The following is a 25,325-nucleotide window of genomic DNA, read 5'->3' as shown; positions in this document are numbered from 1 at the left end:
CCCGATAGTCTCAATCGTCACCCAGCGGTGGCGAAGATGGACAAAGCGCACACGAATCTCCTACCCGAGGTAGGGGATCGGTACGCGCTGTCGTTAACCGATCACCCCTTGGGTTCAAGCCTAAGGGAGATCGAGTTGATGCAGTAACGGTCGTCGGTCGGGGTCGGGTACCCCTCGCCGTGGAAGACGTGACCCAGATGGGAGTCGCACCGCGCGCACCGCACCTCGGTGCGGACCATTCCGTGGCTGCGGTCCTCGATCAGCCGCACCGCGTCGGAGTCTCCGGGCGCGAAGAAGCTCGGCCACCCGCAGTGCGACTCGAACTTCGTGTCCGACCGGAACAGCTCGGCCCCGCAGGCGCGGCACGAGTAGACGCCCTCGGTCTTGGTGTCGACGTACTCGCCCGTGAAGGGGCGCTCGGTCCCGGCCTCCCTGAGGACGTGGAACTCCTCAGGCGAGAGCTGAACCCGCCACTCGGCCTCGCTCTTGACCACCTTTTCCATGTCTCCAGCGTACGAGATCTGGCAAAAAGAGATCTCCGAAGGGTGAAGCATCCGTTCTGGGGTGAATTCGCGTCTTTGTAGGCAAGGGGGTGTCATCGCCTCCTGCCAAGGGGTGAGATCATCCGCAGATCCCGGCGAGCGGCACAGCCCACGCCCGTGCTGGAGCCGCCGGGGGTCGCAACGGCCGGCCGGGTGGCGCGCCAGCGCCCGGAACGGCGGCGGTTGATCTAGCGGTCCGTCCCGTCGAGCCCTCGGTCCCGCCACCGAGGAGGCTCCGGGACGGGCCCACCTCTCTGTCGGTGCGACACCATAAGCTCGTGGCTATGGCATCGCCCTTCATAGAGCTCGAGGTGGGGGAGCGGACCGTCAAGGTCACCAACCCCGACAAGGTGTACTTTCCTGGGATCGGCGCCACCAAGCGGGAGCTGGTCGAATACTACGTGAGCGTCGGCGAGGGCGCGCTGAGGGCGCTCAAGGACCGGCCCACCAACCTCAAACGCCACCCCGACGGCGTGCAGACGGAGGCGATCTACCAGAAGCGGATGCCGCCCAAGCACCCCGACTGGCTCCAGCCCGTGACGGTGACCTTCCCGAGCGGCCGTACGGCGCAGTCCCTGCGGGTCACGGAGGTGGCGGCCATCGCCTACGCCGCGAACCTCGGCACCATCGACTTCCACCCCTGGCAGGTGCGGGCCTCGGACGTCGAGCACCCCGACGAGCTCCGCGTCGACCTGGACCCGCAGCCGGGCCTGGACTTCGCCGCGGCACGCAAGGCGGCCCTGCTCACGAGGGAGGTTCTGGGCGAGTTCGGGATGACCGGGTTCGTGAAGACGTCCGGCAACCGCGGCGTCCACATCGCCGTGCGCATCGAGCCGCGCTGGGACTTCATCCAGGTACGCCACGCCGGCATCGCCCTGGCCAGGGCCGTCGAGGAGCGCGATCCGGCGCTGGTGACCACGGCGTGGTGGAAGGAGGAGCGCGGCGAGCGGGTGTTCATCGACTTCAACCAGAACGCCCGGGACCGCACGGTGGCCAGCGCCTACTCCGTCAGGGCGCAGCCGCATGCCCCCGTCTCGACCCCGCTGACCTGGGACGAGCTGGCGGACGCCGACCCGCGCGACTTCGACATCCGTACGGTTCCCGCGCGGTTCGCCGAGGTGGGCGACGTGCACGCGGCCATCGACGACGTGGCGTACTCGATCGAGCCGCTGCTGGAGCTCTACGCCAAGGACGACCGGGGCGACATGCCGTACCCGCCGAACTATCCCAAGATGCCGGGCGAGCCGATGCGCGTGCAGCCGAGCCGGGCGCGGAACGCCGGCTAGCGCACGAGGTGGTGGGGGGCGAGCTCGCGGGTTTCGCCCCTCTTGAGGTAGACCACCCGGTCGGCCAGGCCGTTCTGCTCGATGTGGTGGCGGAAGTCGTCCAGCGGTGAGGTGGAGGCGGCGTAGTCGTCGTAGTGCACCGGCACGACCGCGTGCGGGTTCATCAGGTCCACCCACGAGGCGCCCTGTTCGCCGTCCATCGTGATGAGCACCAGGCCGAGCAGCCGGGTGCCGCCCAGGTGCACCAGTGCCAGGTCGATGTCGGGGAAGCGGCGCGGGATCGCGTCGAGGCGGCGGTCGAGCAGGGTGTCGCCGCTGACGTGGACGCGCAGCTCCACGCGTTCGTCCGGATTGCAGAACTCCAGCATCGTGCCGATCACGGGCGGCAGCAGCGCCTCGGCGGGGCCCGGCGCGTGCTTGGCGGGCAGCGCGGTGATCCGTACCGAGCCGTGCGGGCCGCGTAGCTCGTGCGTGCGCCACTCCTCCAGCCCCACGGTCCGGCGGAAGCCGCGGCGGCGCAGGCGGCGGGCGGCCGCGGTGGTGGTGATGACCGGGGTGTCCCGGTCCAGGCCTTTCCTGGTGACACGGTCCCAGTGGTCACCGTGCAGGTGCGACAGCACCACCGCGTCGATCGGCGGCAGGTCCTCGATCTCCAGAGCGGGATCGGTGAGGCGGCGGGTTGACAGGCCATAGCCCAGGTACGCCCGCTGGCCCTGATGCAGGAAGTTGGGATCGGTCAGCAGCGTGAGACCGTTGTAGCGGATCAGCGTCGTCGCGTTGCCGATGAACTGCAGGCTCCCTTTCACTTTCGCTCACCCCGGGTACGGAGGGCGCTGACCTGGAGGCACGCCGCCGCCCTGGCCGCCTCCCTTGCCGCCCTTGTCCATGCCATGGGGGCGGGCGGAGCGCTTGGCTCCCTGCTTGGTCTGGGGCGTGAGGTGGGCAGACTTGAACTCGGTGGGCGATTTGCCTGATCTGCGAATCTCAGGTTGCTGTGGGTTGCTCATGGCATTTGTCCCCCTTTGTGCCGTTATTTCCTGCCACGTTGGGGCGCGGTTAAACCCTCCGTGTCCGGTCAATTTCACTTCGGTCTCATTACTTGACTCGTTATCTAATAATTCGCAAAGCTCTCTTGTGCATCGGGGGCGACAAACGAGTCTGGAGCCTTCTCATGGCAAGAGCACGTCTCGCGGCGGCAGTGGCCGCCTTCGTGGTCGGAGGGGTGAGCCTGGCGGCGCCCCCCGCGTACGCCTCCACCGGCCCCGACCTGCCGGTCGAGCTGCCCACCTGCCTCCTTCCGCTGCCGCTGCTCTGCGACGAGCAGCACGAGCCCGAGCCCGAGCAGTCCTGGAGCCCGCCTCCCTCGGTCGAGCCGCAGCCGGAGGAGACCTGGCCGGGGCCGGACGAGCGCGAGGAAGAGCCGTGGCGGCCCGCGGGCGAGGAGGAGCACCGGGTGCCGAGGGGGCATCCGGAGACCGGCGGCGGCGGCCTCGCGCCGGACAACCCGGTGTGGCCGTTCGCGCTGGGCGGTGTGGCCCTGATGACGGGCGCGGGGCTGGCCGGGTTCGCGGCACGGCGCCGCAAGGGTGTCGTCTGAGCAGCGGCTGCTCCGGACCGGAGCAGTCGTCGTCTCGCTGGCGGGGTTGCTGCTGATCGGGCTCGGGATCAGCGGCATCTTCAGCGACGAGCCCGAGCCGGGTCCGGTCGCGGCCACGAACCCCGTGCCGTCGGTCCCGGGCGTGCCGTCCGGCAAGGTGGCCGCGCCCATGAGGGCCGCCAAGCCCACGGCCGTCTACATTCCGTCCATCGGCGTGGCCGCCCCGCTGATGGAGCTGGGCCTGGACGCGCAGGGCGCCATCGAGAACCCGCCGTTCGACCCGCCGAACCAGGCGGGCTGGTACCGCTACGGCCCCGTCCCCGGCCAGCGCGGCGCCGCCGTGATCACCGGTCACCTGGACACCAGGAGCGGCCCCGCCGTCTTCGCCAACCTCAAGAACGTCAAGCGCGGCGATCAGGTCCAGGTGATGCGCGCCGACCGCTCGGTGGCGGTGTTCGTCGTCGACAAGGTCGAGCACGCGCCGAAGCGGAGCTTCCCGGTCAAGAAGGTCTACGCCAAGCTCACCTATCCGGGGCTGCGGCTGGTGACCTGCGGCGGGACGTTCGACCGGCAGGCGCACAGCTACGTCGACAACACGATCGTGTACGCCCACCTCGCGGCGCCGTACTACCCCAAGAGCTGATCACGGGTCGCGGGGGAGGCCGAGCGCCCGTTCGGCGATGATGTTGAGCTGCACCTCCGTGGTGCCGCCGCCGATGGTGAACGCCCGGGTGGCGAGGATCGTACGGTTCCAGCGGCGGCTCCTCGGCGCCAGCGACCAGCAGAACTCCGAGATCGCCTGGGCGTGGCGCATACCGAGCAGCTTGCGCACGCTGGGGGCGGTCGCCGGATCGGCTCCGGCCAGCTGCGAGAGCGTGATGCGCAGGCCGAGCGCGGAGATGGCCTGGCCCTCGGCCCACAGGCGGCCCGCCTGCTCACGCTGAGACTGGCGGAGCGGCGGCAGCCCGGCGATGAGCTCGGCCATGTCGGTGTGCTGCGAGCCCGGCCCCCAGGAGTCGCCGAGCGCGACGCGTTCGTGGGAGAGCGTGTCACGGGCCACCCGCCAGCCCTCGTCCACCGCACCGACGACCAGATCGTCCGGTACGAAGACGTCGTCGAGGAAGACCTCGTTGAACACCTCGTCCCCGTTGATCTCCTTGAGCGGCCTGACGGTGACTCCCTGGGCCGCCATGTCCACCAGGAAGTACGTGATGCCGCTATGTTTCGATTTTTCGGGAGAAGTCCGGGCGAGGCAGATGCCCCAATGGGCGTACTGCGCGAGGGACGTCCAGATCTTCTGGCCTGTCAGCGACCAGCCGCCCTCCACCCGCGTGGCCTTCGTCGCCAGCCCGGCCAGGTCGGAGCCCGCGCCCGGCTCGCTGAACAGCTGGCACCACACGATCTCCCCGGTGAACGTCTTCGGCAGGAAGCGCTCCTGCTGCTCGCGCGTGCCGTACCGGACGATGGAGGGAACCGCCCAGGCCGCGATGCCCAGGTTCGGCCGCTTCAGGTCGCGGAACTCCTGGTGAATGATCACCTGCTCCAGCGGCGACGCGGCCCTGCCCCACGGTCTGGGCAGGTACGGCATGATCCACCCGTCCGCCGCGAACCTCCTCAGCCTGGCCGCCGGCTCCTCGGCCCGCAGCGACCCGGCCTCCGCCCTGATGGCGTCCCTGACGGCGGCGGCCTCCTCGGGCAGGTCCGGCTCCATCGCCCGCCGGGTCCCCGCCACCGCCAGCCTCGCCGTCTCCTCGGCCCACGGCCCCGGGTCCCCGGCCAGCATCCGGTCGGACAGGGCCCTGCGGTAGTAGCGGTGCGCGTCGTGCTCGAAGGTGTATCCGATGCCGCCGAGCACCTGGATCGCGTCCGCCGCACCTCGCACCGCCGCCTCGGGCCCCAGCACCGCGGCCACCGCCGCCGCCAGCCTGACCTCGTCGTACGACGCGGCGCCGTCCATCGCTCTGGCGCCGTCCATCGCTCTGGCGGCGTCCCACACGGCGGCGCGGGCCTGCTCGAGCGCCACGAAGGCGGCGGCCACCCGGTGCTTGACCCCCTGGAACTGCCCGATCGGCCGCCCGAACTGCTCGCGTACCTTGGCGTACCCGGCCGCCGTCGCCACGGCCCACGCCGCCACGCCGCACGCGTCGGCGCCGAGCAGCACGGCGGCGATCTCCCGTACCGGCACCTCGCCCAGCACCCGGTCGGCGGGGATGTCGCGCGTGGTGACGGAGCAGAGCGCCCGGTCGAGGTCCACGCTGTCGGCGGGCTCGGCGACGACGTCGGCACGATCGAGCACCGCCCACCGGGCGCCGTCGATGGGCACGAGAAAGAGGTCCGCGTCCGGCGCCCCCAGGGCGAGTGCGCCGCGCGGGCCGCCGCCTACGGCATTACCGTCGGATGGATCGCCCTCGGGCAGGTCGCCGTCCGACGGGTCGCCGCTCCCGCCGGGAGCACCGGCCGGATCCACGGGCAGCACGACGGCCGCGGTCATGGACCCGTCGGCCAGCCCGGCGATCAGCCCTCTCCTGCCGTCGGCGAGAACGGCCGATTCGCCGGACCGGGCGGGATCGGCTGAGTCGTAGGGCTGGACGGGACCGATGGAGGCCCCCGGCCAGGCGAGGACGGCCGAGGCGAGGACGGTCGGCAGGTACGGCCCCGGGACGCGCCGCTCGCCCAACGCTTCGAGCGCGACGCACAGCTCCAGCAGCCCGTACCCCTGCCCGCCGTACTCCTCAGGCAGATGCAGCCCCAGAATCCCCTGTCCGGCGAGTGCCGCGTGGTCGGGCGCACGCCCGGCGAGCCCGTGTACGGAGGCGGCCAGCGCCCGGTGTTCCTCGGTCAGCCCGATACCCATACGTCCGAACGTAGAAGATGATTCGGTCAAAAACCATTGGCCGCTCGCGGCCTCGCCTGGTTACGCTCCTTCGTGTCCTGACGGTGGAGCATTCGGGCAGCCATGCCCTGGGAGGGGTGGATTGATGCCTGGCACCGCGCCTTGCGCGCCTCGCCGTGCCGTGGGCGAATCCTGCCTCTGAGACCTCAGACCTGATCGGCGGATCGCCTGCCGTACCAGCATGCCCGCGTACGCCGCGAGGCTCGCTCGGCGCTCTCTTGCTGCCTTATCGAACATTCCGGCAAGGAGTACCCAGGTTGTCCACCAACAGCAAGCCCCGTTCCGTAGTGAACACCGAAATATTCCAGTGCGTGCGCTGCGGCCTGACCGTGACCGCGACCGCGCCGGACGGCACCCGCCGAAACCACTGCCCGAGTTGTCTGCACTCGAAGCACATCCTCGACCGCGCGGAAGGCGGCCCGTCGGAGTGCGGGGCGCGGATGATCCTGATCTCGATCGCGGTCCTGCGTACCGGCGACTGGATGGTCATCCATCGCTGCACCCGGTGTGGCGAGCTGACGTCCAATCCCATCTGCGGCGACGACAACCAGCTCATCCTCATGCGCATGGCCGTACGGCCGCTGGCACAGCCGCCGTTCCCGCTCGAGGCGTTCGGTGATCTCTGACATGCCGAGGAGAAAGCCGGGCCGGGAACGGCCCCAACGGCGCAAGAGCACGGGCCACGGGGAGCGCGGGGACACGTTCCGCTGCGTCGGATGCAGGCTGGACGTGCCGATGATCGCGCCGGGCACCGCCCATCGCAACCACTGCCCGCACTGCCTGACGAGCCTGCACGTCGACCACCGGATCCCGGGGGACCGGCGGGCGGGCTGCCGGGGCCGGATGGCGGCGCTGAGCGTCACCGTCCGGCACGACGGGGAGTGGCTGATCATCCACCACTGCCAGTCCTGCGACGAGCTCAGCGCCAACCGCATCGCAGGTGACGACAACGCGCTGGCCCTGCTCCGCATCGCCATCCGCCCGCTGTCCAATCCCCGCCTACGAGCGAACGCCCTCCTCACCCTCTAGCCCAGCCTTGGCAGCTTGCGACGGGTAGCGGTTGTTGCTGCTGACCGGCCGGCGGGTGCACGGCGTTGTATTACCGCTGCTCGCCGCGACGGGGGCGCTCCCGCAGCGGCCCACGTCGCTGAGACAGGCGGTCGACGCACTGCACGCCCTCGGCGACGGCGAGCCGCCAACGGCTGCTCCACGGCGAGAATCTCCGACAGAACGCTTGAGGTTCCACTAGGTGGAAGGTGCAGATTCGAGCCATGAACGACGTGACCGGTCTTTACACGATCGGACAGCTGGCCCAGCGCACGGGGCTGCAGGCGCGCACGATCCGCTTCTGGTCCGACAGCGGCGTCGTCCCGCCGGCCCAGAGATCGGAGGGCGGGTACCGGCTCTACGACGCGGAGTCGGTCGCGCGGCTGGACCTGGTCCGGACCCTTCGCGATCTCGGGCTCGGTCTGGACGCCATCCAGCAGGTGCTGGAGAAGCGGGCCACGCTGCGCGAAGTGGCGGACCTCCACGTCAAAGCGCTCGACGCCGAGATCCGCACCTTGCAGATACGCCGGTCCGTCCTGCGCATTCTCGCCAACCGTGACAGCTCGACCAAGGAGATTGCATTGATCAACGCGCTAGCCCGACTGTCGGCACGGGAACGCCAGCAGATCATCGACGACTTCGTCGACCGCGCGTTCGCCGATGTCGTCGATGAGGACGCCACGCTTGTCGCGGGATGGATGCGTGACCTCCCGTCGGATCTCCCGGAAGACCCGACCTCTGAACAGGTCAACGCGTGGGTGGAGTTGGCCGAGCTGGTGGGCGATGACAGCTTCCAGCGGACGGTCCGACGGATGGTTCTCAGCGGCGAGGAGGACAACCACCTGGAGTACGGCCTCAACCTCCGGCCGCTGGTCCTGGAGCACGCGGGCGGCGCTCTGTCGCGCGGCATCGCGCCGGAGTCGGCCGGGGCGCGCCTGATCCTGAAGCGGATCATGCCTGACGACCTTCCTGCCGAGGAGACCGCCGCCCTGATCACATGGCTGGAGATGGTCGCGGAGCCCAGGGTGGAGCGGTACTGGCAGCTCCTGAGCATCCTCAAGGGCCAAGAGCCCGCACCGCCGGCGGTCCCGGCCTTCGAATGGCTGCTGGCCGCACTGCGCGCACACCGCTGATCCGTCCGGCACCTCCCGGCCCGTATCTTTCGCCGCATCCGTGAGGAGAGCTATGCACACCCAGCTCCACATCGACTGCAGCCTGCGCCAGGACGGCTCGGTGACAGGGAGATGTGGCGGCCGGCCGGATACGACCTCGTCCGCCACCGGCCGGCGGTCACACGTCCCAGGCGACCGGGAGGCTCTTGACCCCGTAGATGTCCGCGATCTCCGTCTCGACGCGGGTCAGGTGCTGACCCAGGCACTGGTGGATGCCGTGGCCGAAGGCCAGGCGGCCGCCCTTCTGCCTGCTCAGATCGAGCACGTGGGGGTCGGTGAAGCGCCGAACATCAGCATCGTCATCAGACTGTCCCGGTGCCCTCGCCGGCGGCGCGCTCGATGGCGCTGGTGAACCGTTCTCGCTCCCGGCTGATCCACCGGCCCACGGGGTAGTTGAGGACGAACGCCTCGACGAACTCCACGGGGTCCTCCCCGAAGATCTCGCGGATCGGGGTTCCGTTCGCCGCGCTCTGCTCGAACAGATCGGCAAGATCCTCGTACATCGCCATCGCGCCGGTGCCGTCCGCCGGCCCGAAGAGCATCAGGTACCGCTCCAGCGCCTCGACTGCCGTGCGGTAGTTCTCGGGAAGCTGCTCCATGCGCGCCTTGTACCGCCGGTAGCGCCTCTTGTCCTCGAGCGACCCTGTGATGACCTCCAGGTACTGCCGGAAGCGCTTCTTCTGCTCGGCCGACTCTGTGGCCATGTCTAATTACCTCCGTTGCGGAGCTGTTCGAGCCGTTCCGTGAGGAAGCTCCAGGTCTTCCAGAACTCTGCGAGATACTCCTGTCCCTGAGCGTTCAGGGAGTAGACCTTGCGCGGCGGCCCCTTCTCGGACGGGACCTTCTCCACGTCGACGAAACCGCGCTGCTCGATCCTGACCAGGAGCGCGTAGATGGTGCCCTCGGCGATGTCGGAGAAGCCCTGGTCGCGCAGCCACGCCGTGATCTCGTAGCCGTACGCGGGCCGGCCGGACAAGATCGCCAGGACGATGCCCTCCAGCACGCCCTTGAGCATCTCCGTCGCCTGCTTGCCCATGGGACACCCTCTCCAGCTACTCAGTATTACTAACTACTAGTACAACACTGAATAGATGAAGCGCAAGCCGAGCCGTCTGGGGTGGTGTGAAGACGACATCCCGTTCGCGGAGGACGCCACGGGCAGCCGTATCGAGCAGCTCTATCGCGAGCGCCGGCCCTTGGTCTGCGGATATCTCATGCGCCGGACCACAGAATCGGTGCGGGCGAGGCGGATGCCCCCACCGAGCAGGGGCGACGCCAAGGGGAAAGCGAGTTCGCGGCATTCGGCCGGTGGCACACTGCTGTTCCCCCAGAGGCGGCGATTCACGACGGGCGGATCGGCGCCCGACGCGCAGGGCTGAACTGATCCCGGAAGTGGTCCGACGCTCAGTGGAAGTCGGTGATGCGGAGCACCGCCATCATGTCCTGCGCCCGGGAGCCGCCGGTCGAGAAGGAGGCTTCCGCGCCGACCCAGCCACGGAAGGCGCCCGTGTCGTCGATGATCTGCATGAGCGGCTTGACGTGAGAGTTGCCGGTGTAGCAGAACTCACGGCGCTCCATCGCCAGGCAGGTGCACCAGTGCCAGAGCGTGTCGCGGCGGTCGGAGTTGGAGATCTTCGTGAGGTAGTACTGGATGGAGCTGATGTTGGCGCGCGTTCCGCCGCCGTAGTGGGGGCAGCCGCCCTCCTTCTGGCACGCGCTGTTCGAGGACGGCTGCAGGTAGGTCAGGCACGTGGTGGTGGTGGAGCAGGCGCGGAAGGCGGACAGGCCGAACGGCTGGTTGCCGGCGGTGGTGATCTTGCCGCCCGCCCAGCTTGTCAGGTCCTGCCGGAGCGAGCCGGGGAACGCCTTCACCGAGCTCATCGCGCGCCGGGTGCCGAGCGCGGCGTTGCTGCCGTAGCCGTACCCGTGAGTGGCCAGCGTGCTGGACTTGAGGTCCAGGCGGGCCAGCTTCCCGTCGGGGGAAGGCCGCACGTACCACTGCTCCGTCCACGTCTGGGCGATCTTCCACCGGATGGTCAGCACGTTCCCTGACATGGTGTACGTCCCGGTGCGGCTCTCGTCGGGTGCGCCGGTGAAGCCGCCGGCGGTGAGCACCTCGCACATACGGGGGCGCGATTGGGCGCCGCCGGCCTTGGTGGTGCAGCCGGAGTCGGGGACGAGGCCGGTGCGCTGCCTGGCCACGGGGTGACGCTGCCACCACAGGTAGAGGGCGGAGGTCACCGTGCCGTTCGCGGCGAAGCGGTAGCTGCCCAGCCGTACCCAGTTCTCGTTGGAGGCGGCCTTGAGATGCCCCTGCGACACGACGTAGGTGGCCTTGCCGCCTGGCAGCTGCGCGGCGGCGGCTGGTGCGGAAGGCGCGACGATGATCGCGAGAACGAAGGAGAGGACTGCCGCTGCAGCGCGCATAGAGAGACTCCCGAAGGCTTACGGGCTTGGCCGATCGTCCACGGGCCACCATATTCGGTCTGTACCGGAAACGTCACCGAAATGGCCGCCTGGACACCATCTTCATTCCTGAGGCGCAGCAACCGGAGCGGTTTCGGCCGCGCCTCCGCGCCCGGGGCCGCCGGCGGTCCAGCCCTGTTCGAGCAGGTCGAAGACCGCCCGCGCGGCCTCACGCGGGTCGGGGTGCCTGCGGACCAGGCCCGCGGCTTCGAGGGCGAACCGGGCCAGCGCGGCGCAGGTGAGGTCATCGGCGGGGGCACCGGCCTCCTCGGCGATGGCGTGCGCGAGGGCGGTCTCGTGGCGCAGCCACATGCGGCGGGCGTACTCGCGCAAGGCGGGGGTGCCCTCGACCAGGCGGGTGATGGCGGCGGCCCGCTCGTCCTCGTCGACCTTGCCCGTCCACTCCAGGATGTGTTCCCGCAGGGCAGCGGGGATCGACCGGCCGGGGGCGCGGTCGCGCACCGCGGCGACGAGCGCGGCCTCGTGGTCGGCGTCGAGGTCGAAGAACAGGGCTTCCTTGCTGGGGAAGTGTTTGAACAGGGTGGTCACCGCCACGTCGGCGGCGTCGGCGACGTCCTTGACGCCGACATTGTCATAGCCGCGTTCGAGGAAGAGCCGCAGCGCGGCGTCGGCCAGGGCCTGGCGGGTCTGGGCTTTCTTGCGCTCGCGGCGTCCGACGGCTTCGCTCACGTACCCAGCATAGGGCAAACGTGCACCCACTACGAAGGGCTAGTCAATACACTTTTGAAGTGGATACTCTTTTGAGGAAACGTCGCGTGCCGGGCCGTCCGGCGCGTCCGTACCACGAAGGGACCCATGCGCCATGACCTCTCCCCGCCTCGCCATCGTCGGTGCCGGCATCGGCGGCCTCGCCTGCGCCCGAACCCTCCAGCAGCACGGCCACCGGGTCACCGTGTTCGAGCGCGAGACCTCTCCTCATGCGCGCTGGCAGGGCGGCATGCTGGACCTGCACGTCGACACCGGCCAGGCCGCGCTGCGCGCCGCGGGCCTGTTCGAGGAGTTCCGCGCCCTGGCCCGTCCCGAAGGCCAGGAACTGCGTGGACTTGATCCCGTCACCGGCGCACTCGTGCATCACGAGCAGCCCAGCGACGGCGCGGGCAACGCGCCCGAGATCGACCGCGGCCAGCTGCGCGGCCTGATCCTGGACTCCCTCGCTCCCGGCACCGTCCGCTGGGGACACGCGATCGACGCGGTCACCCCGGTCGGCGACGGGACCGCCCGCCTGCACTTCAAGGACGGCACGACCCAGGACTTCGACCTCGTCGTCGGCGCCGACGGCGCCTGGTCACGGACCCGACCGGCGCTCTCCGACGCGATCCCCGCCTATACCGGCGACACCATCGTCGAAACCTTCCTCGACGACGCCGACAGCCGCCATCCCGAGCTGGCACGCCTGGTCGGCAACGGCACCATGGCCGCGAAATCCCGCCAGGCCATGCTGTCGGCCCAACGCAACAGCGGCGGTCACATCCGCGTCTACGCCAGACTCCAGGTCCCCGCCGACTGGCACGTCACGGCCGGCCTGGACCTCGATGACGCCGCGGCCGTACGCGACCACCTGCTCGCGGTGCTCGACGGCTGGCACGACAGCCTGCTCGGCCTCATCCGCGAGTCCGACGGCGGCTTCGTCAACCGGCCGCTGCACGTCCTGCCCATCGGACACACCTGGGACCACGTCCCCGGCATCACGCTGCTCGGCGACGCCGCCCACCTCATGCCCCCGTACGGCATCGGCGCCAACCTCGCCATGCTCGACGGCACCCACCTCGCCACCGCCATCGCCACCCACACCGACCTCGACCAGGCCGTCCGCGCGTACGAAGATCTCATGCTGCCCCGCGCCGCGGCGGCCGCCCAAGCCTGCGCCGACCTGACCGACACCATCCCCGGGGACACGGTCATCGACGTGGACTCTGCGCGACGACACCTGAACAAGCGGATCCTGAGCGCCCAGACGCCCGGCTGAGCCAGTCACGCGTGGCCGGCCCACGACCACAGAGCGCCCGTGGCGCGTGCGGCGTCACCGCGGGCCGGGCCGGGGGTACGAGCCGGCGCCGCTCCCGGAGCTCAGGAGTCAAGCACGGCGGCGACGGCTTCGATCTCGACGAGCTGGTCGCTGTATCCGAGCACGGTGACGCCCATCAAGGTGCTCGGGACGTCATGCTCACCGAACGAGTCCCGGACCACCGCCCAGGCGGTCCCCAGGTCCTCCTGCCGGGTGGACGCGACGAGAACCCTCGTGCTGATGACATCCTGCAGCGACGCGCCGGCGGCGGCGAGAGCTTCCCGCATGTTCTCGACGGCCTTCGCCGCCTGCCCCGCATAGTCGCCGATCGCGGCCGTCGACCCGTCCTCGTTCAGCGGACACGCGCCGGCGAGGAAGATGAGCCGCGACTCGGCAGGCGCCGTGGCCGCGTAAGCGTACTGGGCGACGTCGGAGAGGGAGGCGGAGCGGATCAATGTGATGGCGCGGGGCACGGTCGTTCAGGTCCCTTCGGGGTCTTTCGCAGCAGGCATGAAGGAACCATCCTGACAGGGGCATTCTCGTCCCCGCCTCCTGTTTTCCGCCGGCCGGCTGTCATGCGGCTGCTTCGGGCGGGCGCCGTGGCCGCACCGGCTCTACGCGCCCCGTCTCTCCAGCAGACGATCGAGCCTGATCGCCAAGTCGATCATGTCCCCCCGCAGGGCCTCGCACCGCCTGAGCATCTTGCTCCGAGCCGAGGCGAACTGCTCGTCCGTCTGCCGCCGAAGACCGGCCAATTCGTCCCGCAGGGCCGCGAAGTCCTGGTTCAGCCCGATGTGAAGGTCGGCGACGTCGGCCCGCACCTCGGCGATGGCGACCTCCAGCGTGGTGGCGCCCTCCCCTAGCGTGCTCTCCTCTGCCGGGAAGTGACCGTAGAGCACGTTGGCCTGGGCGGAGGCCATGTCCTCGGAACGCATCATTGCTTCGAGGGCCGCCAGACGGTGTTTCAATTCGCGAATCGCCGCCTCTATATCCATCTCCCCCCGGCCTTTGCGCTAGTCGTAAGGGCCCATGTCCTGACGACCGGGTCCCACTGCCAGTGAGTCCATGGTGGCAAACCGATTCAAGATCGTGGCGATCGGCGGCTGGGGTGGGGTGTGGTTTCCCTCTTCCCAGGGTGACAAAAATCGCCGGCAGGATGAATTTCTGCACTTCGAGGCGGTGTCCGCCGACGAGGGGACGGCGGTCAGGCCGCGATCTGTCAGTCGCGGTCGTTAGGCTCGCGGCGTGATGAAGGAGTTCGATCTCGATCTCGGCGACGGCCGTACGCTGCACGTTTACGACACCGGCCAGCAGGACGCGCCCCATCCGCTGTCCGTCTTCTGGCACCACGGCACGCCGAACATCGGGACGCCGCCCGAGCCGCTCTTCCCCGTCTCCGAACGACTCGGCATCCGATGGGTGTCCTACGACCGGCCCGGTTACGGCGGCTCCACTCCCTCAAAGGGGAGGGACCTGGCGTCGGCCGCCGGCTACGTGTCCCGGGTCGCCGACGCGCTGGGCATCGATCGGTTCGCGGTCATGGGCCACTCCGGCGGCGGTTCACATGCCCTGGCCTGCGGCGCCCTGCTCCAGGAGCGCGTGCTGGCCGTCGTCAGCGTGTCCGGCCTGGCTCCGTACGGTGCTGAGGGCCTTGACTGGTTCGCGGGCATGTACGCCTCCGGCCAGGCGTCACTGCGCGCCGCCGTCCAGGGCCGCGCGGCGAAGGAGCGGTTCGAGGCGTCGGCCGAGTACGACCCGGAGATGTTCATCCCGGCCGATCACGCCGCGCTGGGAGGCGACTGGTCGTGGTTCGGCAGCGTCGTCGGCCCGGCGGTCAAGGGCGGCCAGGGCGGGCCGATCGACGACGACCTCGCGTACGTGAACCCGTGGGGCTGCGACCCCGCGCGGATCACGGCGCCGACGCTGCTCATGCACGGCGACCAGGACCGCGTCGTGCCCAGCTCGCACGGCACGTGGCTGGCCCGGCACTGCCCTTCGGCGCAGATCCGGAGATTTCCCGGCGACGGCCACATCTCGGTCCTCCGCTCCGCCGCAGAAGCCCTGGACTGGCTCCACGCGAACGCCCGATAGCGGACCGGCGGAAACCGCCGCCAACTACCCGGCATCCGTCGGGGTGCTGCTTGTCACCGTGCGCCTCTCCGGGCAGGGAGCACCGGGACACCTATGAGCGGATCGTGAGCAGGCTCACCAGGAGGGTGGTCAGTTCAGCCAGGGACAGTTCGCGTCCCCGGGCCGTCAGGCGTCCGTAGGCGTCCTGCGGGAGGGCTTCGCGTACGGCGGCGGCCTCGCGGGGGCCATCCATCGGGTCCATCAACTCGGGGGAGAAGCCCACCCGGCGGCCGACCGCCTCCACGCCGCCCATCAGCACGGCTGCCTGCTCGGCCTGTCCGGTCAGCACGAGGGCGTGGGCGGCGGTGTGGATGAGCACAAGTCTGGAGGTGACGTCCTGGTGACGGTCGAGCGCGTTCAGAATGCCGGCGGCGATCTCCAGGGCACGCCGGCCGTCGCCACGATCGCACGCGGTCTTCATGGCGGCCCACGCGGCAGAGCCGGCCGCCCAGTCGTGGCCGCAGGAGTCGGCGGTCGCGACGGCTTCGGCCAGGACCGCGGCGGCAGTCGGAAGATCTCCTAGAACGCGGGCGAGCGTGCCCTGAACCATCAGCGCCTCGGCCACCAGCCAGTCCTCGCCGGCCCGCCGGGCGAGTTCGACCGCGCTGCGGGCGAGCGCCGGAGCGTCGACGGGTATTCCGGCGAACACGCCGAAGTGCGCCTGGTAGACCCGTGCGGACGCCTCGACCACCAGGTCGCCGGCCTCCCGTGCCTCCTGCTCCGCCAGCACGACGGACTCGTACGCCTGCGCCGGGTTCCCGGCCAGGTAGCTGAGCCCGCTGACGGCGAGCCGGGCCCTACCCCGGACCGCCGGCTCGGCGTGCGGCGCCGCGGCGAAAGCCTTCGACATCCAGGACAGGCCTTCGGCGATGTGGCCCATGCGGTACCAGAACCAGTACAGGGCTCCGCCCAATCGCAGCGCGTAGTCGCCATCGCCAGCGGCCAGCGCGGAGTCGAAGGCGGCGCGGAACTCCGGCTGCTCCCTGGTCAGCCGGCCCAGCAGCACGGCCGCCTGAGGGCCGTGGAGCCTGCGCTCGGCGCTCTCCGCCTGGGCCAGGACCCAGGCGCGGTGCCGTTGCTGGGTCCGCGCGAGGTCGTCCGGGTCGAGTTCGCGCAGCGCGTACTGACGCAGCGTCTCCAGCAGCCGGTAGCGGCGTGGAGCGGTCCCGGGCTCGACACCGACCAGCGACTTGCGGACCAGGGCCGACAAGGCAGGCAGCACGGGAGTGTGGCCTCCGACCACGTCCGCGGCGTCGAGGTCGAACCCGGCGGCGAACACGCTCAGCCGGTGGAAGAGCCGCCGTTCCTCGGGTTCGAGCAGCCGGTGGCTCCAGGCGATCGTGGACTCCAGTGCACGATGCCGGGCGGGCAGGTCGAGAGGGCCGCCGACCAGGACGTCGAAGCGGTTCTCCAAGGCGTCGGCGATCTGGCCGATGGAAAGCATCCGGCATTGCGCGGCGGCCAGTTCGATGGCGAGCGGAATGCCGTCGAGGCCGGCGCAGAGCCCGGGGATCCGGTCGAGGTCGTCCACGTCGGGGGACCATGTGGACAGGGCGGCGGCCCGTTCCCGGAAGAGTTCGGCGCCATCGCCGTCAGGGTCGAGCGGCCGTACCTCGTAGACCGCCTCGCCCTCGACACCCAGCGGTTCGCGGCTGGTGGACAGCACCCGCAGGCCGCCGCAGCGGCTCAGCAGCACACCGGTCAGTGTGGTGACCTCGTCCAGCAGGTGTTCGCAGTTGTCGAGGACCAGCAGCAGTCGCCGTCCGGCGAGCACGGCCGACAGGTCTTCGGCCGAGGATGCCCCGGGGATGCCGACGGCGGTGCCGATCGTGGCCGGCAGCAGCTCGGGTGAGGTGAGGCCGGCCAGTTCGACCAGCCACGGCCCGTCGGTGCCGTCGGTACGGGCTCTGGCCGTCTCCAGCGCGAGGCGGGTCTTGCCCACTCCGCCCGGGCCGGTGAGGGTGACCAGCCGGTACTCGGCCAGCAGACGCTCCACGGCGGCGATGTCGTCCGTACGTCCGAGCAGGCTGGTCAAGGCGAACGGCAGGTTACCGACGGGCGCCGTCGCCGGACGGTTGTCAGAGGCGACGGGGGCGATGCGGGGCCTGGTAGTGGCGGGAGTGGCGCCGCCGACGTGAGCGCCGGCGGAGCGGGCGGGCGGCGGCGGGTCGAGCCGGGGGTCCTGGGCGAGCACCGCGGACTCCAGGTCGCGTAACGCGGGTCCGGGGTCGATGCCCAGCTCGTCAGCGAGCCGTCGCCTGGCCGTGCGCAGCGCCGCGATTGCGTCAGCCTGCCGCCCGGACCGGTACAGGGCGAGGACGAGCAGCTCCCAGCCGCGTTCGCGCAGCGGTTGCTCGGCCACCAGGGCCTCCAGCTCGCCGACCGCCGCGGTGTGCCTGCCCAGGTCGATGGTGGCGGCCAGCCGGTCCTCGTACGCGGCCGCACGCAGGTCCTCCAGCCGGGCCGCTTCCGTGAAGGCGAAACCGGCCCCGTCGAAGTCCGCGTAGGCGGGACCACGCCACAGCTCCAGCGCCTCGGTGAGCACTTCCACGGCGGAGCCCGGTCTGCGGCCGTCCAAAGCCCGCCGCCCCGCCACGGCGAGGTCGGCGAAGCGCTCGGCGTCTACCGCGGACGGATCCGTCCGCAGCGCGTATCCCGTCCCCTCACGGACCAGCAGCCGGGGCAGAGCGCCGGCCGGGCGTTCCGGCTCCAGGGCCCGGCGCAGCTCGGAGATGTACGCGTGGAGGGTCGTCGGTGAGGAGGGCGGCGAGCCTTCCCACACCTGGGACGTGATCCGCTCGGCGGAGACCGTCCTGCCCCTGGCGATCAGCAGGACAGCAAGGACCGCCCGCTGCCGCAGACCCCCCAGGCCGACTGCCCGTCCCGCCAGCTCGGCCCGGAGAGGACCGAGCACCCCGAACCGCACAATATCGGGAGCGACCCCACCCATCGGCCTCCCTCGCGCACTTTATGAAGATCTCATGCGAGAGTAACCGAAGAGCTGCGGCCCAGGAAGGGGGCGGGAAGCGGGTGGCCGGAGACGGTCAGCTCGAGCAGGTGGCCGTGACCGAGACGTACCTGCGGACGGCGCCTCCGTTCGTGGCCGTCACCGTGAGCATGTCGCGGCTGAACGCGTCGGAGTCCGTGTCCAGGCTGGTCGAGACCGACACTCCGGTGGCGGCGGTGATCTTGATCGTGTCGGTCAGCATCGTGGGGGCGTACGAAGGGCACATGACCAGGAAAGATCTGGTGGCGCCGGGCTCGACCCAGACCGCGTTGCCCGCGCCGGCCGTCGCCGCCGAGGCCGGAGCCGCGATGGCCGTCAGCCCACCGGCCACGGCGGTCGCCAGGACGATGCCCGCGGTGATGTTCTTGAACATGATGGTGTCCTTTCGTTCGGGTTTCGGATGCCGGGGCTCAGGATGAGCCGCGACGTCATTGACCGGCCGGGATCTGCTCCCGGGCCGGAAGCCGGGGGTGGGCCGGGCCGCCGCTGGGACGCGGCCGGAGCACACGGGCCAGGACGCCGGGCGACAACAGGAGCTGTGGAGGGGCCTGCAGGTTGGCGACGCTCAGGAAGGCGTGCCCGACCACCGGGTCCGCTTCCGCGGCCACGTGGAGGCGTGCGATGTAGCGGTTGAGCAGCTTCACGCGCAGCGGGCGTGGCGCCTCGACGGACGGGAACCGCAGATCACCACCGACCGACAGGTCCCAGGGCACGTCGATGATCCGCGCCGCCCGCTCGAAGAAGCGGCGGGCCAGGCCGTCGCGCCGGCCGTCCGCCAAGCACTCACGCAGGGCGACGGCCTCGCAGGCGGCCACCGTCATGCCCTGTCCGTAGCTGGGATTGAACTGGCACAGGGCGTCGCCGAACACCACATAGCCCTCGGGGAAGCGGCCCATCCGTTCGTAGCGGCGCCGGATGCTCACGGGAATGCGCATCCGCCGCGGCTCCCCCAGCGGTTCCAGGCGCTCCAGGATGCGGTGCAGGTCCGGGACCGGAAGCCGGGCGGCGAACCCGTGGTACCCGTCCGGGTCGACGGGTGGGACGTCGTCGCCCATGCCGAACAGGGTGACGAGCCAGCGGTCTCCCTCGCCGCTGAGTGCGACCCCGCCCCTGGGGACCGCCGCGCTGTGCCCCACCACCATGGCGATGAAGTCGGCGTCGCCCGGCCGCCGGCGGTACTCACGCGAGACGTACTGCAGCCGGGAGTCGACACGTTCCTCCGGCGCGGGCTCGTATCCCAGCCGGCGCAGCCACTCCGCGCCCCGGTTTCCCCGGCCCACGGCGTTCACCACGAGATCGGCCGCCATCTCCTCGGGCCGGTGCCCCGAACGCTGCAGACGTACCCCGGTGACCGCGCCGTCCCTGCCGGCGATCGGCTCGACCACCTCGCAGCGCTCGTGGATCACCACACCGGGAAGATCCGCGACCCGGGACCGCAGGTACCGTTCGAGTTCAGGCCGGCTCACCGTCAGGCCGCGCAGCCGCGAAGGCGCGGGGTGCAGCAGCCGGCCGTCGTTGTACCAGCGGACGTCGTCCTGGATGTCGCAGGTGGTGGCGCCCGCGGCGACCAGGTCCGCGGTCAGCCGGGGGAACAGCTCCTCGAGGATCTCGCAGCCCCGGGACAGCAGCCCGTGCGCGTGATGCCCCTGCGGCACACCCCGCCGGGGGACACCCTGGGCGGGCAGTGCGTCGCGGTCGATCACCGTGACCCGGTCGAACGTCTCGCGCAGCACCCGGGCCGCCAGGAGCCCGCCGATCCCCGCTCCCGCGACGACGGCGTGTCCGGTGGGCGGGTGTCCGATGCTTGTCATGGCTTTCTCACCCTTCTCTCCGGATCAGCCCCACTGGGAGGGGTCGCCGGCCACACCCCATTGGGAGGGGTCGCCGTCGGTGGCGTGGGCCGCCGCGGCACCCAGTCCGAGCAGGACTCCCAGGGCGATTCCCGCCGCCGCCGCGGTACGGATCATCCGCTTGATCATGATTCACCTCGTTGTCCGGCCGCCCGGGACCAGGCGGCGCCGCGTTCACAACAACGAGAGTGGGCCGGCCCGCTTCGAGGTCGGTGGGAACCGGCTTTCCCAGCGACTTCCAAGGCTTCCAAGCCTTCCAAGGCTCAAGGCTTGGAAGGCCACGATCAGCGGATCATCGTCCAGCGATCAACGAGGTGAGCAGGGCGCTCGCGTCCCGCCGGGACATCGCGCGCCCGCGGGCCGCATGACGTTCGTACTCCTCCGGCGGAAGTGCCCCGCGTACGGCGGCGGCCTCGCGCGGCCCGTCCAACGGGTCCATCAGCTCCGGGGAGACGCCGGCTCGCTTGCCGATGGCCTCCACGGCCCCCATGAGCACGGCCGCGTGCTCGGCCTGCCCGGTCAGCGCGAGGGCGCGGGCTGCGCTGTGCACCGTCACCAGCCAGAAGGAGATGTCTCCGTAACGGTCCATCGTGGCCAGGATGTCCGCCGCGATGGCCAGTGCCCGGGCGCCGTCCCCGCGGTCCGAGGCCGTCTTCATCTCGCACCAGGCTGCACCGTCCGCCGCCCAGTCGTGGCCACTGGCGCGAGCGGCGCCGATGGCCTCCTGGAAGACGCTGTCGGCGCCCGGCAGATCCCCCAGCACCCGCAGGACCATGCCCTGGATCATGAGCGTTTCCGCTTCCAGCCAGTCCAGGGCGCTGTGCCGGGCCACCTCGACGGCCTCGCGGGCGAGAGCCTCGGCGTCGAGCGCCGCCCCGGTCAGCAGCCCCACGTAGGCGGCGTACGCGGTCGCGACCGCCTCCGTCACCGGGTCGCCTGCCTGGCGGGCCTCCTCCATCGCCGAACGGGCCGCCTGGTACGCCTGTTGCGGCTGTCCGGCCAGGTAGTGCAGTCCCACGACCGCGAACCGGGCACGCGCCCGGACATCCGCGCCGGCTTGCGGGGCCGCCGCGAACGCCTCGGACAGCCAGGCCAGGCCCTCCGCGACATGACCCATGCGGAACCAGAACCAGAACAGCGCTCCGCCCAGCCGTAGCGCGTACTCGCCGTCACCTGCTGCCAGTGATGAGGCGAACGCCGCCCGGAACTCCGCCTGATCGCGGCTCAGCCCGTTCAGCAACGCCGCTCCCTGCGGGCCGCGGAGATGGCGTTCGGCGTTCTCGGCCCGGGCCAGGGCCCAGGCGCGGTGGCGTTCCTGCGCCCGGGCCAGCTCGCCGGTGGAGAGCGAGGCCAGGGCGTACTGGCGCAAGGTCTCCAGCATCCGGTAGCGGCGTGGTGCCGTGCCGGGTTCCGCGGTGACCAGCGATTTGCGGACCAACGCCAGCAGCGGCGCCAGGACGGGATCGACTCCTCCCACTGCGGTGGCCGCCTCCAGGTCGAAGCCGGCTTCGAACACGCCGAGCCGGTGGAAGAGCCGGCGTTCGGCCGGCTGCAGCAGTTGATCGCTCCAGGCGACCGTGTCCAGTAGCGCGCGATGACGGTCCGGCCGTCCGGCTGATCCGTCCACCAGCAAGGTGAAGCGGTCCGCTACGGCATCGGCTATCTGGGCCACGGACAGCGCCCGGCTCTGCGCGGCGGCGAGTTCGATGGCCAGCGGGATGCCGTCGAGCCGTACGCACAGGGCGGCGATCCTTTCCCTGTCGCCCGGCTCGGCCGCCCAGCCGGGCGAGACGGCTGCCGCACGGCGCAGGAACAGGTCCGCGGCCTCCGTGGCGGCATCCAGAGGCGGTACTTCGTAGACCGTCTCACCCGAGATGCCCAGGGGTTCGCGGCTGGTGCACAGTATCCGTACGGTGCCGCAGCGGGTCAGCAGGGTGTGGACCAGCATGGCGGCGGGGACCAGCAGATGCTCGCAGTTGTCCAGGACGATCAGCATGTCACGGTCGGCGATCATCCCGGCCAGCTGGTCGGGGGACGCCGCGGTGGGCAGCCCCAGGGCGGCGGCCATGGTCCCGGTGAGCAGTTCGGGTGTGTGCAGACCTGCCAGTTCCACGAGCCAGGGCCCGTCGGCGTCGGTACGGGCGCGTGCGACCTCCAAGGCCAGGCGGGTCTTGCCGACCCCGCCCGGGCCGGTGAGCGTGACCAGCCGGTGCCCGTCCAGCAGGGACGCGACGGCCGTGAGGTCGCCGCCGCGGCCGACGAAGCTGGACAGCGCGAACGGCAGATTGCCCGAGGGCTGCGCCGGAGCCGCGGCCGGAGGGTATGACATGCGGGTGGGCTCAGCCGGCACCGGGGCCAGCCGCGGGTCCTGGGCGAGTACGGCCGCCTCCAGGTCGCGCAGGCCGCGTCCCGGGTCGATGCCCAGCTCGTCGGCCAGCCTTCTGCGTACCGCTCGAAGGGTGGCGAGCGCGTCGGCCTGCCGTCCTGACCGGTATAAGGCGAGGACCAGCAGCTCCCAGCCACGCTCCCGCAGCGGTTGCTCGGCGATCACCGCCTCCAGCTCGCCTATGGCAGCGGCGTGCTCACCCGACGCGATGACGGCCGCAAGCCAGTCCTCGCGGATGGTGGCCCGCAGATCCTCCAGCCGGGTCGCGTCGGGCACCGCGAAGGCGGCTCCGCCGAAGTCGGCATAGGCCGGGCCCCGCCACAGCGCGAGCGCCTGTCCGAGCAGGTCTGCGGCGACTCTCGGTTCGCCGCCGTCCAACGCGCGCCGACCACGAGCGGCCAGATCGGTGAAGCGCTCAGCGTCAACCGCGGCGGGTCCTGCCCGAAGGGCGTAGCCGGGTCCCTCGCGCACCAGCAACCGGGCCGGGGCGCCGGGCGCTCTTTCCGGCTCCAGCGTCCTGCGCAGATCGGCGACGTATCCATGGAGTGTTGTCAGGGAGGGAGGTCGCGAGCCCTCCCACACTTCGGACAGGATCCGCTCCGCCGAGACGCTCCTGCCCCGCGCGATGAGCAGCAGCGCCAGCACGGCCCGCTGGCGAGGTCCGCCAAGCCCTGCCGGGCGACCGCCGACCTCGGCCCGGAGCGGCCCGAGAACGCCGAATCTCACGTCCTCGGTCACCACGCTCACCAGCAGACCTCCCGCCGCACCAAACGCGCTGTGAGAATATCGTCCGAATCATCCTGAAGCGCGTCAAAACTCGCGTGTCGGGCGGCTCGCTTGTGCTCGTTCGATCGATCCTCCGAGCACGCGATGCGACATGGTGACTGGAGTTCTTCGTGGGGTGTGGGAGGGCAGATGGTCGTGTTCGCGTGTGCGGGATGCGGTGCCGTGCTGACGGCGCGGGTGTCACGGGTCGCACTCCCCGTCCACGCTGGTCAGCTGTTCGGCCATGAGCTGCTGCCTGCGCTCCTGGAGCCTGGGACGTACGCGGTGAACCCTGAACCTTCCGGCCCGCCGTGGCGGCGGTGGGAGGAGGTGGGTGCGGACGAAGCGGAGGCCCGTGGCGTGTATGCGCCGGTGTTCTCCCTGTCGTACGGGCCGCCCGGGAGGGCCGGGGTCGCGCCGGGGCGATGTCCGCGGAACCGTTCTGATTCCGGAGCGGTGCGACGGTTACTGTTTGGGGCTGGACGGTCGGGCCGGTCCGAATCTGGCGTGCGAGGGGTGCGGGCAGGCGGTGGCCACCCGCATGGACGACTGCACGCTCTGGCAGGTGGTGTGGCTGGACTCGCACGCCGTGCACCCGGTCAGCGTCGAGGGCCCCGCTCGTCGGGTGGTCAGCTGGGAGGCGCTACGGGAGGAACATCCGGGCACGCCCCCGGTTGAACAGCCCGGATGGTGGAGCCCCGTGTGGACGGCGGCGATCGCGGGAGCGCTGGCCCACCTGCTGGCGGTGTCGGGCGGAAAGCGGGTGGCCGTCCCCGACGGACCGGTCGCCGAGGCGTTTCGCAGGGCGATCGACACCTTGCTCCCACCGGGACCGCCGGCACGGAACGTGGTCCTGGCCGGTCCGGGCCTGCCCGCCACGGTCACAGACATAGCCCTGGTGCCGCGGCATCCGCAGACTGATGAGGTGTGGCCGACCGATGCACGGGCCGTGGTGCCGCTGGCTGCTGACGTGTGGATGTACCTGGCCTTCCACGACGATCGGCGGCTTGTTCCAGCGGCGAGTGGGATGCCTGACGGTGTCCGCCGCGATGATCCGCCGCCACTGTTGCCGTGGAGTCCGTTCCAGCCCGATCGAGGGGTGTTCCTCAGTACATTGGCGCGCCTGCCGGAGGTTCGCCAGCCCTGGCTACGCGCCATCTATGACCAGGTGAGAGACCGCCGACACCCAAGAGCCTTCATCATTGCTGGGCCGTCCGCGCTCACAAGTCGCCGAACACCATGCGATGCCCGTTGGCGGTGTCCATGTACTCCCGTACCCGGTGGATCAGCCCGTCCCGCACGTCGAAGACGAAGCAGTAGTCGTTGCGGTAGGCGTTGCCGTTGGCGAGCGTCGCCTGCATGGTCTCCTCCACCACGACCACGTCGCCGGTGGCGTGGAACCCCCGGAAATCCACCGTCACATCGGCGACGAACAGGCGCGGGAAGTCCACGGTGAGGAAGTGGACGATGGCGTCCCTGCCCACCATGTGGTGCGACCCGCCGAGCGCCACGGCGGTCGCGTTCCCGGGTGGGGCGAGCCACTCCGCGTCCTTGGTGAAGAACGTCGCGATCAGGTCCTTGTCCCGGGTCGCGAACGATCGCCATGCCTGCTTCACCAGCGTGCGGTTCTGCTCAGAAGTCATGCGGGGCAGTGTGGCATCGTGCGGAGCAGGAAGACCGGCCGGATTCGGACAAGATCACCGGACGGTGTACTGTACCGCCCGCATACGGACAGGAGAACACGATGGCCGCCGGCATTGACAAGATCGCATGGATCCATCTGGAGGACGGCAAGATCCTCAGCACCCGGTCATACGGGAAGGACGTCTACTACCTGCCCGGTGGTAAACGCGAGCCCGGTGAGAGCGACCTCGACACGCTCGTCCGGGAGATCGACGAGGAGCTGTCCGTCGCCATCGTCCCTGCCACTGCCGCCTATCTGGGGACCTATCAGGCTCAGGCGCACGGTCATCCTGGGGGTGTCGTCGTGCAGATGGCCTGTTACACCGCCGACCACCTTGGGACGCCGACGGCCAGTAACGAGATCGAAGAGATCGCCTGGCTGACCTATGCCGACCGCCACCGCGTGTCAGCCGTGGATCAGATCATCTTCGACGAACTGCACCAGGCAGGCCGGCTCCACTGACTCGACTGGTCT

Annotated in this window: 26 protein-coding genes and 1 pseudogene; 10 read left to right on the top strand and 17 right to left on the bottom strand. The window is 70.5% G+C overall.

Annotated features, from left to right (window positions below; genetic code table 11):
• Positions 1-101: 101 nt before the first annotated feature.
• Positions 102-503: a peptide-methionine (R)-S-oxide reductase MsrB gene (msrB, locus tag AB0J64_RS01325; RefSeq protein WP_364018754.1), complete on the bottom strand. Its 402-nt coding sequence runs from the start codon at positions 501-503 to the stop codon at positions 102-104.
• A gap of 323 nt (positions 504-826) precedes the next feature.
• Here msrB and ligD point away from each other — a divergent pair, with 323 nt between their 5' ends.
• Entirely contained in the window at positions 827-1,828 is a 1,002-nt protein-coding gene (ligD, locus tag AB0J64_RS01320) for a non-homologous end-joining DNA ligase (protein ID WP_364018752.1), read from the top strand.
• Here the strand turns inward: ligD and AB0J64_RS01315 are convergent.
• On the bottom strand, positions 1,825-2,634 hold the full coding sequence (locus tag AB0J64_RS01315; protein ID WP_364018750.1) for an MBL fold metallo-hydrolase: 810 nt from the start codon (positions 2,632-2,634) through the stop codon (positions 1,825-1,827). The two genes, ligD and AB0J64_RS01315, sit on opposite strands and share 4 nt — an antisense overlap.
• A gap of 365 nt (positions 2,635-2,999) precedes the next feature.
• On the opposite strand from AB0J64_RS01315, the gene AB0J64_RS01310 reads away from it, so the two are divergent.
• Complete coding sequence (locus AB0J64_RS01310; RefSeq protein ID WP_364018749.1) at positions 3,000-3,425, top strand: hypothetical protein; 426 nt, start codon at positions 3,000-3,002, stop codon at positions 3,423-3,425.
• Positions 3,415-4,068, top strand: coding sequence for a class F sortase (locus AB0J64_RS01305; protein WP_364018747.1), 654 nt, complete (start codon positions 3,415-3,417; stop codon positions 4,066-4,068). The genes AB0J64_RS01310 and AB0J64_RS01305 overlap by 11 nt, the downstream gene beginning before the upstream one ends.
• Here the strand turns inward: AB0J64_RS01305 and AB0J64_RS01300 are convergent, their stop codons facing one another.
• A complete protein-coding gene (locus tag AB0J64_RS01300) occupies positions 4,069-6,279 on the bottom strand; it encodes an acyl-CoA dehydrogenase (protein ID WP_364018745.1) in 2,211 nt (736 codons plus the stop codon).
• A 296-nt stretch (positions 6,280-6,575) separates the two neighbouring features.
• Here AB0J64_RS01300 and AB0J64_RS01295 point away from each other — a divergent pair, with 296 nt between their 5' ends.
• The 3 genes from AB0J64_RS01295 to AB0J64_RS01285 all read left to right on the top strand — a co-directional run bounded on the left by AB0J64_RS01295 (position 6,576) and on the right by AB0J64_RS01285 (position 8,498).
• Complete coding sequence (locus AB0J64_RS01295) at positions 6,576-6,944, top strand: RNHCP domain-containing protein (RefSeq protein ID WP_364018743.1); 369 nt, start codon at positions 6,576-6,578, stop codon at positions 6,942-6,944.
• 1 nt (position 6,945) lies between these two features.
• A complete protein-coding gene (locus tag AB0J64_RS01290; RefSeq protein ID WP_364018742.1) occupies positions 6,946-7,347 on the top strand; it encodes an RNHCP domain-containing protein in 402 nt (133 codons plus the stop codon).
• A gap of 242 nt (positions 7,348-7,589) precedes the next feature.
• The gene (locus AB0J64_RS01285; protein ID WP_364018740.1) at positions 7,590-8,498 is read left to right on the top strand and encodes a MerR family transcriptional regulator; all 909 of its coding nucleotides are present in this window, start codon (positions 7,590-7,592) and stop codon (positions 8,496-8,498) included.
• A gap of 157 nt (positions 8,499-8,655) precedes the next feature.
• On the opposite strand, the pseudogene AB0J64_RS01280 reads toward AB0J64_RS01285, so the two are convergent.
• From AB0J64_RS01280 to AB0J64_RS01270, 3 genes and pseudogenes are all read right to left on the bottom strand, one after another.
• A pseudogene (locus AB0J64_RS01280) lies at positions 8,656-8,820 on the bottom strand (cytochrome P450); the annotation flags it as partial.
• Positions 8,821-8,839: 19 nt separating this feature from the next.
• Positions 8,840-9,241 carry a DUF1048 domain-containing protein gene (locus AB0J64_RS01275; protein ID WP_364018738.1) on the bottom strand — a complete coding sequence of 134 codons (402 nt, stop codon included), beginning with the start codon at positions 9,239-9,241 and terminating at the stop codon, positions 8,840-8,842.
• Between the two features lie 2 nt (positions 9,242-9,243).
• Positions 9,244-9,573: a PadR family transcriptional regulator gene (locus AB0J64_RS01270; RefSeq protein WP_364018736.1), complete on the bottom strand. Its 330-nt coding sequence runs from the start codon at positions 9,571-9,573 to the stop codon at positions 9,244-9,246.
• Positions 9,574-9,628: 55 nt separating this feature from the next.
• On the opposite strand from AB0J64_RS01270, the gene AB0J64_RS01265 reads away from it, so the two are divergent.
• Positions 9,629-9,916, top strand: a complete 288-nt coding sequence (locus AB0J64_RS01265) for a hypothetical protein (protein WP_364018734.1) — start codon at positions 9,629-9,631, stop codon at positions 9,914-9,916.
• A 25-nt stretch (positions 9,917-9,941) separates the two neighbouring features.
• On the opposite strand, the gene AB0J64_RS01260 is transcribed toward AB0J64_RS01265, so the two are convergent.
• Both AB0J64_RS01260 and AB0J64_RS01255 read right to left on the bottom strand, forming a co-directional pair.
• The gene (locus tag AB0J64_RS01260; RefSeq protein WP_364018732.1) at positions 9,942-10,964 is read right to left on the bottom strand and encodes a hypothetical protein; all 1,023 of its coding nucleotides are present in this window, start codon (positions 10,962-10,964) and stop codon (positions 9,942-9,944) included.
• A gap of 102 nt (positions 10,965-11,066) precedes the next feature.
• Positions 11,067-11,693 carry a TetR/AcrR family transcriptional regulator gene (locus tag AB0J64_RS01255; RefSeq protein WP_364018730.1) on the bottom strand — a complete coding sequence of 209 codons (627 nt, stop codon included), beginning with the start codon at positions 11,691-11,693 and terminating at the stop codon, positions 11,067-11,069.
• A gap of 133 nt (positions 11,694-11,826) precedes the next feature.
• On the opposite strand from AB0J64_RS01255, the gene AB0J64_RS01250 reads away from it, so the two are divergent.
• Positions 11,827-12,990, top strand: coding sequence for an NAD(P)/FAD-dependent oxidoreductase (locus AB0J64_RS01250; protein WP_364018728.1), 1,164 nt, complete (start codon positions 11,827-11,829; stop codon positions 12,988-12,990).
• Between the two features lie 101 nt (positions 12,991-13,091).
• Here AB0J64_RS01250 and AB0J64_RS01245 read toward each other — a convergent pair whose 3' ends face one another.
• On the bottom strand, positions 13,092-13,502 hold the full coding sequence (locus tag AB0J64_RS01245) for a Rid family hydrolase (protein WP_364018726.1): 411 nt from the start codon (positions 13,500-13,502) through the stop codon (positions 13,092-13,094).
• Between the two features lie 141 nt (positions 13,503-13,643).
• Positions 13,644-13,967, bottom strand: a complete 324-nt coding sequence (locus tag AB0J64_RS01240; RefSeq protein WP_364018724.1) for a hypothetical protein — start codon at positions 13,965-13,967, stop codon at positions 13,644-13,646.
• A 310-nt stretch (positions 13,968-14,277) separates the two neighbouring features.
• Here AB0J64_RS01240 and AB0J64_RS01235 point away from each other — a divergent pair, with 310 nt between their 5' ends.
• On the top strand, positions 14,278-15,120 hold the full coding sequence (locus AB0J64_RS01235; RefSeq protein WP_364019205.1) for an alpha/beta hydrolase: 843 nt from the start codon (positions 14,278-14,280) through the stop codon (positions 15,118-15,120).
• Positions 15,121-15,211: 91 nt separating this feature from the next.
• Here the strand turns inward: AB0J64_RS01235 and AB0J64_RS01230 are convergent, their stop codons facing one another.
• From AB0J64_RS01230 to AB0J64_RS01200, 7 genes are all read right to left on the bottom strand, one after another.
• Positions 15,212-18,109, bottom strand: a complete 2,898-nt coding sequence (locus AB0J64_RS01230) for a BTAD domain-containing putative transcriptional regulator (protein ID WP_364018722.1) — start codon at positions 18,107-18,109, stop codon at positions 15,212-15,214.
• Positions 18,110-18,203: 94 nt separating this feature from the next.
• On the bottom strand, positions 18,204-18,539 hold the full coding sequence (locus AB0J64_RS01225) for a hypothetical protein (RefSeq protein WP_364018720.1): 336 nt from the start codon (positions 18,537-18,539) through the stop codon (positions 18,204-18,206).
• A gap of 55 nt (positions 18,540-18,594) precedes the next feature.
• The gene (locus AB0J64_RS01220; protein ID WP_364018718.1) at positions 18,595-19,977 is read right to left on the bottom strand and encodes an FAD-binding monooxygenase; all 1,383 of its coding nucleotides are present in this window, start codon (positions 19,975-19,977) and stop codon (positions 18,595-18,597) included.
• Between the two features lie 24 nt (positions 19,978-20,001).
• Positions 20,002-20,145, bottom strand: a complete 144-nt coding sequence (locus AB0J64_RS01215) for a hypothetical protein (protein ID WP_364018716.1) — start codon at positions 20,143-20,145, stop codon at positions 20,002-20,004.
• Positions 20,146-20,308: 163 nt separating this feature from the next.
• Positions 20,309-23,149: a BTAD domain-containing putative transcriptional regulator gene (locus tag AB0J64_RS01210; RefSeq protein ID WP_364018714.1), complete on the bottom strand. Its 2,841-nt coding sequence runs from the start codon at positions 23,147-23,149 to the stop codon at positions 20,309-20,311.
• 483 nt (positions 23,150-23,632) lie between these two features.
• Positions 23,633-24,058, bottom strand: coding sequence for a hypothetical protein (locus AB0J64_RS01205; RefSeq protein WP_364018712.1), 426 nt, complete (start codon positions 24,056-24,058; stop codon positions 23,633-23,635).
• Positions 24,059-24,387: 329 nt separating this feature from the next.
• Entirely contained in the window at positions 24,388-24,810 is a 423-nt protein-coding gene (locus tag AB0J64_RS01200; RefSeq protein WP_364018710.1) for a nuclear transport factor 2 family protein, read from the bottom strand.
• A gap of 101 nt (positions 24,811-24,911) precedes the next feature.
• On the opposite strand from AB0J64_RS01200, the gene AB0J64_RS01195 reads away from it, so the two are divergent.
• Positions 24,912-25,313, top strand: a complete 402-nt coding sequence (locus tag AB0J64_RS01195; protein WP_364018708.1) for an NUDIX domain-containing protein — start codon at positions 24,912-24,914, stop codon at positions 25,311-25,313.
• The last annotated feature ends 12 nt before the right edge of the window (positions 25,314-25,325 follow it).

It is taken from the genome of Nonomuraea sp. NPDC049695, from assembly GCF_040674955.1.
GTDB lineage: Bacteria > Actinomycetota > Actinomycetes > Streptosporangiales > Streptosporangiaceae > Nonomuraea > Nonomuraea helvata.
Note: the sequence above shows the minus strand (reverse complement) of the source record. Positions and strands in the feature narration are given on the sequence as shown.

Bases quoted from the DNA above. Each gene is read 5' to 3' on its own strand.
- msrB (WP_364018754.1), bottom strand. From the start codon at position 503: ATGGAAAAGGTGGTCAAGAGCGAGGCCGAGTGGCGGGTTCAGCTCTCG.
- ligD (WP_364018752.1), top strand. From the start codon at position 827: ATGGCATCGCCCTTCATAGAGCTCGAGGTGGGGGAGCGGACCGTCAAG.
- AB0J64_RS01310 (WP_364018749.1), top strand. From the start codon at position 3,000: ATGGCAAGAGCACGTCTCGCGGCGGCAGTGGCCGCCTTCGTGGTCGGA.
- AB0J64_RS01300 (WP_364018745.1), bottom strand. From the start codon at position 6,279: ATGGGTATCGGGCTGACCGAGGAACACCGGGCGCTGGCCGCCTCCGTA.
- AB0J64_RS01290 (WP_364018742.1), top strand. From the start codon at position 6,946: ATGCCGAGGAGAAAGCCGGGCCGGGAACGGCCCCAACGGCGCAAGAGC.
- AB0J64_RS01285 (WP_364018740.1), top strand. From the start codon at position 7,590: ATGAACGACGTGACCGGTCTTTACACGATCGGACAGCTGGCCCAGCGC.
- AB0J64_RS01275 (WP_364018738.1), bottom strand. From the start codon at position 9,241: ATGGCCACAGAGTCGGCCGAGCAGAAGAAGCGCTTCCGGCAGTACCTG.
- AB0J64_RS01270 (WP_364018736.1), bottom strand. From the start codon at position 9,573: ATGGGCAAGCAGGCGACGGAGATGCTCAAGGGCGTGCTGGAGGGCATC.
- AB0J64_RS01265 (WP_364018734.1), top strand. From the start codon at position 9,629: ATGAAGCGCAAGCCGAGCCGTCTGGGGTGGTGTGAAGACGACATCCCG.
- AB0J64_RS01260 (WP_364018732.1), bottom strand. From the start codon at position 10,964: ATGCGCGCTGCAGCGGCAGTCCTCTCCTTCGTTCTCGCGATCATCGTC.
- AB0J64_RS01250 (WP_364018728.1), top strand. From the start codon at position 11,827: ATGACCTCTCCCCGCCTCGCCATCGTCGGTGCCGGCATCGGCGGCCTC.
- AB0J64_RS01240 (WP_364018724.1), bottom strand. From the start codon at position 13,967: ATGATGCGTTCCGAGGACATGGCCTCCGCCCAGGCCAACGTGCTCTAC.
- AB0J64_RS01235 (WP_364019205.1), top strand. From the start codon at position 14,278: ATGAAGGAGTTCGATCTCGATCTCGGCGACGGCCGTACGCTGCACGTT.
- AB0J64_RS01230 (WP_364018722.1), bottom strand. From the start codon at position 18,109: ATGGGTGGGGTCGCTCCCGATATTGTGCGGTTCGGGGTGCTCGGTCCT.
- AB0J64_RS01225 (WP_364018720.1), bottom strand. From the start codon at position 18,539: ATGTTCAAGAACATCACCGCGGGCATCGTCCTGGCGACCGCCGTGGCC.
- AB0J64_RS01220 (WP_364018718.1), bottom strand. From the start codon at position 19,977: ATGACAAGCATCGGACACCCGCCCACCGGACACGCCGTCGTCGCGGGA.
- AB0J64_RS01215 (WP_364018716.1), bottom strand. From the start codon at position 20,145: ATGATCAAGCGGATGATCCGTACCGCGGCGGCGGCGGGAATCGCCCTG.
- AB0J64_RS01205 (WP_364018712.1), bottom strand. From the start codon at position 24,058: ATGTCTGTGACCGTGGCGGGCAGGCCCGGACCGGCCAGGACCACGTTC.
- AB0J64_RS01200 (WP_364018710.1), bottom strand. From the start codon at position 24,810: ATGACTTCTGAGCAGAACCGCACGCTGGTGAAGCAGGCATGGCGATCG.
- AB0J64_RS01195 (WP_364018708.1), top strand. From the start codon at position 24,912: ATGGCCGCCGGCATTGACAAGATCGCATGGATCCATCTGGAGGACGGC.